This window comes from Kitasatospora sp. NPDC059571 (genome assembly GCF_042735675.1).
Lineage (GTDB): Bacteria > Actinomycetota > Actinomycetes > Streptomycetales > Streptomycetaceae > Kitasatospora.
In genome coordinates, this window is record NZ_JBHWBW010000012.1 from 31,454 (window position 1) to 39,238 (window position 7,785).

5 protein-coding genes, 1 tRNA gene and 1 pseudogene are annotated in these 7,785 nt (G+C 76.7%); all 7 read right to left on the reverse strand.

The features are described from left to right. Positions 1–114: 114 nt before the first annotated feature. Positions 115–188: transfer RNA gene (locus ACFV0G_RS03500), tRNA-Thr, on the reverse strand. A gap of 119 nt (positions 189–307) precedes the next feature. Further along, a complete protein-coding gene (gene leuE, locus ACFV0G_RS03505; RefSeq protein WP_380540888.1) occupies positions 308–970 on the reverse strand; it encodes a leucine efflux protein LeuE in 663 nt (220 codons plus the stop codon). Between the two features lie 76 nt (positions 971–1,046). After that, the gene (locus ACFV0G_RS03510; RefSeq protein WP_380540891.1) at positions 1,047–2,669 is read right to left on the reverse strand and encodes an alpha/beta hydrolase; all 1,623 of its coding nucleotides are present in this window, start codon (positions 2,667–2,669) and stop codon (positions 1,047–1,049) included. A 213-nt stretch (positions 2,670–2,882) separates the two neighbouring features. Next, positions 2,883–4,013: a hypothetical protein gene (locus ACFV0G_RS03515; RefSeq protein WP_380540894.1), complete on the reverse strand. Its 1,131-nt coding sequence runs from the start codon at positions 4,011–4,013 to the stop codon at positions 2,883–2,885. A 200-nt stretch (positions 4,014–4,213) separates the two neighbouring features. After that, a complete protein-coding gene (locus tag ACFV0G_RS03520; protein ID WP_380540897.1) occupies positions 4,214–5,425 on the reverse strand; it encodes a DNA polymerase III subunit delta' in 1,212 nt (403 codons plus the stop codon). A 39-nt stretch (positions 5,426–5,464) separates the two neighbouring features. Continuing rightward, positions 5,465–6,811, reverse strand: coding sequence for an acyltransferase family protein (locus ACFV0G_RS03525; protein ID WP_380540900.1), 1,347 nt, complete (start codon positions 6,809–6,811; stop codon positions 5,465–5,467). A 125-nt stretch (positions 6,812–6,936) separates the two neighbouring features. After that, positions 6,937–7,785: pseudogene (locus tag ACFV0G_RS03530) on the reverse strand (hypothetical protein); the annotation flags it as partial.

Here is a 7,785-nt window from a genome sequence, read left to right on the forward strand (position 1 = left end):
CGCCACCCACCGCGCCCCCCCCCCCCGCGGACCGCCCCTCGCCGGCGCGGCACCGGGCGCCCCCCCCCGCCCAGCCCGCCCCCACCCCGCCCCCCCCCCCCCCCCTTCTCACTGAGCCGCCTGCGGGATTCGAACCCGCGACCTACGCATTACGAGTGCGTTGCTCTGGCCAACTGAGCTAAGGCGGCACCGCTGCCGGGTGGAGCCCGACCGTGAGGTCGAGGATCGCATCGGCAACGCGGGCCAGTCTACACAGTTTCGGGAGGTGGTCCGCACCCCGCCGGTCCGGGCGGCCCGGGTGGGGCGGTCAGGCCGAGGAGACGGCGAGCTTGGCGGCGAAGCCGGCGAAGAGCAGGGCGACGCCGCTGGTCAGGCCGGCGGAGAGGCGCTTGCGGCGGTGGAAGGCCGCGGCGAGGGTGGTGCCGGCGAAGATCAGCAGCGAGAGGTAGAGGGCGCTGAAGGTCTGCAGGACCCCGCCGAGCAGCCCGAAGGAGAGCGCCGGGTGCGCGTACGACGGGTCGACGAACTGGGTGAAGAAGGAGAGCAGGAAGAGGATCGCCTTGGGGTTGAGCAGGCTGATCACCAGCGCCCGCCGGAACGGGTTCTCCGCGGTCGCCCGCTCGGCCGGGTCCGCGCCGTCCGCGGCCGGGGCGGCCGCCGCGCGGCGCTCCTGCCAGAGCTGCCGGGCGGAGCGCAGCATGCCGAAGCCGATCCACAGCAGGTAGGCGGCGCCGCCGAACTTCACCACCGCGTACACCGCCGGGTTGGCCGCCAGCAGGGAGGAGGCGCCGAGGGAGGTGAGGCTGATCAGGGTGAAGTCACCGACGAAGACGCCGGCGGCGGCCAGGTAGCCGGTGCGGATGCCGCGGCGGGCGGCCACGGAGAGGACGTACAGCGAGTTCGGGCCGGGGAGCAGGACGATCACCAGGGCGCCGAGGACGTACGTCGCCAGGTCGTTGACTCCGAGCACGGGGGCGCTCCTGTCGGACGGATGACGAGTGGGGGCGCCTCATCGTAGCGCCAGGACCGTCATCCCCGAACGGGGCTTACTTGGCGCAGCGGGTGCCCTTCGCCGGCGCGTCCCCGCCGAGCAGGTACGTGTTGACCGCCCCGTCGACGCAGGCGTTGCGGCGCCCGTACGCGGTGTGGCCGTCGCCGTCGTAGGTGAGCAGCCGTCCGGATTCGAGCTGGCCGGCCAGCGACTGCGCCCAGGCGTACGGGGTGGCCGGGTCCCGGGTGGTACCGACGACCACGATCGGGGCGGCCCCCGCCGCCCGGACGGTGTGCGGTGCACCGGTCGGCCGCTCGGGCCAGTACGCACAGGAGAGCGCCATCCACGCCATGTCCCGGCCGAAGTGCGGCGACGCCTTCTCGAAGTCGGCGACGGCCGCCGCCGCCTGGTCGGGCCCGCTGAACGGCGCGGGCAGGTCGACGCAGTTGACGGCCGTGTTCGCCGCCATCAGGTTGGGGTAGCTGCCGTCCTCGGACCGCTCGTAGTAGTCGTCGGAGAGCTGGAGCAGTGCGGTGCCGTCACCGGCCTCGGCGCTGCGCAGCGCGGTGCGCAGCTGCGGCCACAGGAACTCCGCGTACATCGCCTGGATGACGCCGGTGGTGGCCTGCGCCTCGGTGAGCGGGCGGCCGCCGGAGGCGGGCAGCGGTGCGGCGTCGAGCTTGTTGAACAGGTCGGTGAGGCCCTGCCCGATCTGCTGCTCGGTGTGGCCGAGCGGGCAGTCGTCGTGGGTGGCGCAGTCCTTGGCGAAGGCCGTCCAGGCGGTCTCGAACCCGCCTGCCTGGGCGCGGTTGCCGGCCCTGGCGTCCAGCGACGGGTCCATCGCGCCGTCCAGCACCATCCGGCCGACCCGGCCGGGGAAGAGTCCGGCGTAGGTGGCGCCGAGGTAGGTGCCGTACGACTTGCCGACGTAGTGGAGCTTGTCGTCGCCGAGCAGTGCCCGCAGGACGTCCATGTCGCGGGCGGCCTCGACGGTCGAGACGTGCGCCAGGACGGTGCCGGACCGGTCCTTGCAGGCCGCCGCGAACTCCTTGTCGGCGGCGACGAGGGCGTCGGTCTCCGCCTGGTCGTCCGGGGTGATGTCGGTGGCGGTGTACGCGTCCATCCGGGGCCCGGTCAGGCAGGTGACCGGGGTGGAGCGGCCGACGCCGCGCGGGTCGAGGCCGACCAGGTCGTACGCGGCGCGGACGCCGGGGTCGTAGCCGGCGGCGACCGCCTCCATGTACTCGATCGCGGAGCCGCCGGGGCCGCCCGGGTTGAGGAGCAGCGAGCCGAGGTGCTGCCCGCCGCCGGCCGCCTGCTTGCGGGCCGCGGCGAGGGTGACGTCGCCGGCCTGGGGTGCGGCGTAGTCCAGCGGGACCTTGAAGGTCGCGCACTCGTAGCCGCTGTCGCAGGCCTGCCAGTCGAGCTTCTGGCCGTAGTAGCCGGCCAGGGCGGCCGGGACCTGCGGGGGCAGCGGCTGCAGCGGGGAGGCGCCGGACCCGCCGGGCGCCGTGCTGCCGTCGGCGGACGGGACGGAGGCCGATCCGCCGGGGGCCGAGCCGCCGGAGGAGCAGCCGGCCAGCAGCAGTGCCGCGGCCAGGGCGCCCGCGGCGGCCGTGGTGACGGCCGGCCTGGTCCGCCGGCTGCCGGTGGGTGCGGTCCGCCGGATGGCTCGCATGGTGGTTCTCCCTCGGACGCGACACGGACGGCGGGCCGCAGGCACGGGCTGCGGACGGTGGCCGGGGCGGTCGCGCGCCGCGGTCGCTGCCGGTGGCGGGGCGCCCGGCGGGGATCGCCCGGCCGCCCCCAGCGTATCCGGCCGGGCCGCCGCGGCCGGTGAGGCGGCCGCCGGAGCCGGACGGGCGGGTGCATCGCAGGCCGGGTGCGGGCGTCAGGTGGTCCTGGCGAGGGTCTCGGCGAGGTACTGGACCGCGACCCGGACGAGACGCAGGCGCTCCCGCTCGTGGGTGTAGTCCTGCACGATGTCGGAGAGCCGCACGTCGGCGCGGGCGGCCGCGCCCTTGCCGGTGTGCAGGGCGGCCTGCAGCCCGCGGGCGGCGGCGACGCCGGGGGCGTCCGCCTTGGCGGCGGCCAGCAGCAGCCGGGCCGCGGTGCCGTCAGGCGCCTCCGCGGCTGTCTCGGCGAGGGCCGGGGCGTCGAAGCGGCCGGAGACGGCGGCGGCCGCGCCGTAGAGGTCGGTGCGGGCGAGGCCGGCGGCGGCCGCGCAGGGCGCGCCCGACTCGATGCCGAGCACGGCCCAGCTGCCGGGCCCGGCCGGCAGGGTACGGAAGGCCGCGGTGACCGCGGTGCGCAGCGCGGCGTCGTCGGCGACCGCCTGCGGGGCGGCGGCGACCAGGTCGCAGGGGTGGTCGGTGCCGCTGGGCGCCTCCGGGGCGACCACGATGAACGGGTGGGACCGGCCGAGCTTCACCGCGGAGGCGACGCCGTCGAAGACGTCGGGCAGGTCGGCGTCGGCGGTCTTCCGGGCGGTGCCGGAGTGCAGCACGATCACCGGGAAGCGTGCCTGCTGGTCCTCGCGGTACTGCGCGGGGAGCCAGACCCGTACGGTGCGCGGGTGGCCGTCGGGTCCGGCGACCTGGCCCTCCATCAGATCGCCCTCGGCGGGGTGGCCGACGGCGGTGAAGGCGGTGACGACCGGCGGCAGCGGGTGCGCGGCGGCGGACGGCTGGGCGGTGGCGGACACGGACGCGGACGCGGAGGAGATGGCCGCGGGAGCGGGGGCCACTGCGGCGGCCGCGCGGGCCGGTACGGTCTCGCCGACCGCGAACAGGTGCCCGCGGCGGGCCGCGGCCGGGTCCATGGCCACGCCGCCGGCCAGGGTCGCGGACCCGGCGAGGCAGAGGGCGGCGGCCGTGGCCCGGACGAGCAGCGGACGCCGGTCCGCGGCCAGCTCGTACGTGCGGGCGGCCCGCAGCTCGCGCCAGGTGCCCAGAGCGGAACGTCCGAGCCAGAGGCCGGCGGCGGCGGTCAGCAGGGCTGTGGCGAGGAGCGGACGGAGCATGGGCGCACCACCTCGGGAGGGTACCGGCCGCCGGACCGCGGCGCGGACGGTCCTCAGGGTGCACACTCGGCCCGGTGGGGCGCCGGGGGCCGCACGGGCACCCTGCGACGTTCACTCGAACGAGCGAGGTGACATGCGGTCAGCCGGACCGTCGCCCATCCGTGACGGTGGAGGGCGGGTACCGGGGCCGGGCGGCCGGGTCAGCCTGCGCGCAGCGCCACCGTCATCGCCTCGACGGCCAGCAGCGGGTCGACGTTGCGCTCCAGTGCCTCGCGGCAGGCCAGCACCGCCTCGATCCGGCGCAGCGTGGACTCGGCGGGGCCGGCGGCGGCGACCCGTTCCAGCGCCGGGCGCTGGTCCTCGTTGGCGAGCCGGCCGGTGGCGCCGAGCTGGAGGGCCAGCACGTCGCGGTAGAAGCCGAGCAGGTCGAGCAGGGCGACGGTGAGGGTCTCCCGGCGGGTCCGGGTGGCGCGGCTCTTCTGGCGCTTCTCCAACTCCTTGACGGCGCCGGCCATGCCGCGCGGCGCCCGGCTGCCCTCGGCCGCGCCGTAGGCGGCCCGGAGGTCCTCGGTCTCCTTGGCGTCCTGCGTCTCGGCCAGTGCCTCGGCGTCCGCCTTTGCGGTGTCGACGAGCCGCTGGGCCGCGGCCAGGCAGCCGCCGATGTCGCCGACCTCCAGCGGGATCCGCAGCACGTCCGCGCGGCGGGCGCGGGCCTGGTCGTCGACGGCAAGCCGGCGGGAGCGCTCGATGTCGCCCTGGCCGGCGAGCGCGGCGAGGTGCGCCGGGCCGGGCTCGACGCCGTCGCGGCGGACCAGCATGTCGGCGACGGCCTCCGCGGACGGTGTGCCCAGCACCAGCAGCCGGCAGCGGGACCGGATGGTCGGCAGCACGTCCTGCACGGACGGCGCGCAGAGCAGCCAGACGGTGCGCGGCGAGGGCTCCTCCACCCCCTTGAGCAGGGCGTTGGCGGCGGCCTCGGTGAGCCGGTGGGCGGCGTCGACGAGGATCACCGACCAGCGGCCGCCGGTCGGGTAGCTGGCGGCGCGCAGCACCAGGTCTCGCATGTCGCCGACGCCGATGGACAGGCCGTCGGTGCGGACGTACTTCACGTCGGCGTGGCTGCCGGCGAGCACCGTGTGGCAGCCCTCGCAGAATCCGCAGCCGGGTGTCCCGCCGAGCTCCAGGTCGGGGCTGGTGCACTGCAGCGCGGCGGCGAAGGCGCGGGCGGCGGTGGTCTGGCCCGCGCCGGGCGGGCCGGTGAACAGCCAGGCGTGCGTCATCAGCGAGGCGTTGCCGCCGGTCTCGGCACTGCCGCCGCGCCCGGCGAGGACCGTGGCCCGGGCGGCGCGGGCCGCCGCGGACAGCTGCTCGACCACCCGATCCTGGCCGACCAGGTCGTCCCACACGCTCACGCCGTACTCCCTGCCGCGGCCGCCTTCTGCGCCACGAGCCTAACGCGCCGGGCCGACAGCGCGGTCCGGGATGCGGGCGGGCGCCCGGTCGGGCAGGCGCTCCGGTGCCCGGCCGGCGGCCGCACGGGCCCGGCCGGGCGGGCAGGCGTCGGCGCGGCCCGACCGGTCCGGCCCGTCGCCGTGGGCGTGCGCATGGGCGGGCCCGTGGGCGTCCGCGTCGGCGGGGCCGTGCTCGGCCGGGTGTGCCGGCCGCCGGACGGGCGGCGCGCCGGCGGCCCGGACCTTGGCGAAGGAGGCGGCCAGCCGCGGCTTGAGCCAGCGGGCGGACGGCCGCTCCACGTACCGGTGCACCAGCCAGGACGCGCCGGTCATGACCACCAGCAGGACGGCCACCAGCAGTCGGGCGTCGACCCGGCCGCCGACCGTGCTGATCACCTCCCACCCGATGTACTCGTGCAGCAGGTACAGCGGGTAGGTGACCGCGCCCGCGGTCGTCAGCCAGCGCCAGTCGACCGCCCGGAACCAGTCCAGCGCGACGCCCGCCATCAACAGGTAGAAGGCGGCGATCACGGCCACCATCGCCCACTCGGACATCGGGTGGCCGGCCTGCGAGGCGACGAAGCGGAAGGTGGGCAGGGCCGCCCGGCAGCCCAGCAGGAAGGTCAGGCCGACCAGCAGCCAGAGCAGCAGGTCGGGCCCGAACCGGCGCATCAGGTAGAAGGCCAGTCCGCCGATGAAGAACCAGCAGTACTCCGGCATGGCCAGGACCTGGAGCAGCTGCTCGCCCGGCGCCGCGGTGGCGAGCACGCCGGCCGCCGCCCACAGCAGGCAGAAGGCGAGCACCCGGCGGTAGCTGAGGCCGAACGCGACCACGACCGCGAAGATCAGGTAGAACCGGCCCTCGACCCAGAGGCTCCAGTACACGCCGTCCACGTACGGCGCACCGAACGGGTACTCCATCATCGTCAGGTTGGTGAGCACGTCACGGCCGGCCCGCGGCCGGGAGCCACCCGGGACGGAGGCCAGCACGAGGGTGGTCACCAGCACCCCGAACCAGTAGGCGGGGAAGAGCCGGACCACCCGCGAGGTCAGGAAGTCCGACAGCGAGCGACCCCAGCAGCTCAGACAGATCACGAAGCCGCTGATCAGGAAGAACAGCTGCACACCGAGCCAGCCGTAGGCGGCCGGCTGGTACAGCAGGGGGAAGAGCTCGGCCCGCGGACGGCTCCAGTCCGAGCCGAACGCGATGTAGTGGTACAGGACGACCATCAGCACCGCGACGAACCGCAGCCCGTCCAGGACCTGGAGCCGGCCGCCGGAGGCGGCTGCCCCCGGAGCTGCGGCCCTCGGGCTGAGGACGGGCGGGGCGGGTGCGGCGACGCTCACGGTGACGGGCTTCCCTCGGCAGGCTGCGGGTGACGAAACGGGCACCGCAGTCTTTCAGACTGCGATGCCCGTCTGTCCGTTCGGTTCCGGTGCACACCTGCCCGGGCCGCCGTCCGCCCGGAGGATCAGTCCTTGCGGCGCTTGCGGCCCCAGCCGCGCCCGCGGCCGTCATCGGGCGTGTCCCCGTCCTCGACCGCCTCCCAGCGCGACCACTCCTCGCGCGAGCCGAGCAGCGAGTCGGTCAGGCTGGGGAGGTCGTCCATCGGGGTCTCCTCCGCCCAGGAAGGACGCGGGCGGGCCGGCGGCGTCAGCTCGCGGGTCGTGTCGTCGGACGGCTCCGACCGCCAGATCCCCGGCGGCACCCGGCCCTCGGCCGGGCCGTCCGCCTTCGGCAGCACCGCGGTCTCGTCCACCGCCCGCGGGTCCGCCTTCGGCAGCACCGCCGTCTCGTCCGGGGCGGGCACTGTCGGCAGCACCGCCGTCTCGTCCACCGCACGCGGGTCCGCCTGCGGCAGCACCGCGGTCTCGTCCGGGGCAGGCACCGTCGGCAGCACCGCCGTGCGCTCCACCGGGGTCTCCTCCGGCTGCGCACCGCGGGCATCGGAACCGTGCTCCGGTGCCGGGATCTCCCGGGTCGACTCCTCGGACGACTCGGGGGCCTTCCCGGCGCCCGCGGCCGGCGGGGCCTCGGGCACCTGCGGCAGCTCGGCGGTCGCGGCGACCGCTGCCGCAGCGGCGGACGCGGCCTCCGCGGCCTCCGCCCGCAGCCGGGCCTCCTCCGCGCGCTGCAGCGCCTCCTCGGCGCGGCGGCGCTGCTCGGCGCGCTGCACCTCCAGCTGGCGGCGCACCTCGGCCTGCGCGGCGGCCGCGGCCGCCCCCCGCACGCCCACGCCGGCCCCCGCCCGCGGGCCCGCCGCCGCCACGCCCCGCCCCGGCGCCCCCCCCCCCGCCCGGCGCCCCCCCGCCACCACGGC

What these genes read in the sequence shown, in the direction of transcription:
- ACFV0G_RS03515 (WP_380540894.1), bottom strand. Translation starts at nt 4,013, where the DNA reads ATGCTCCGTCCGCTCCTCGCCACAGCCCTGCTGACCGCCGCCGCCGGC.
- ACFV0G_RS03510 (WP_380540891.1), bottom strand. Translation starts at nt 2,669, where the DNA reads ATGCGAGCCATCCGGCGGACCGCACCCACCGGCAGCCGGCGGACCAGG.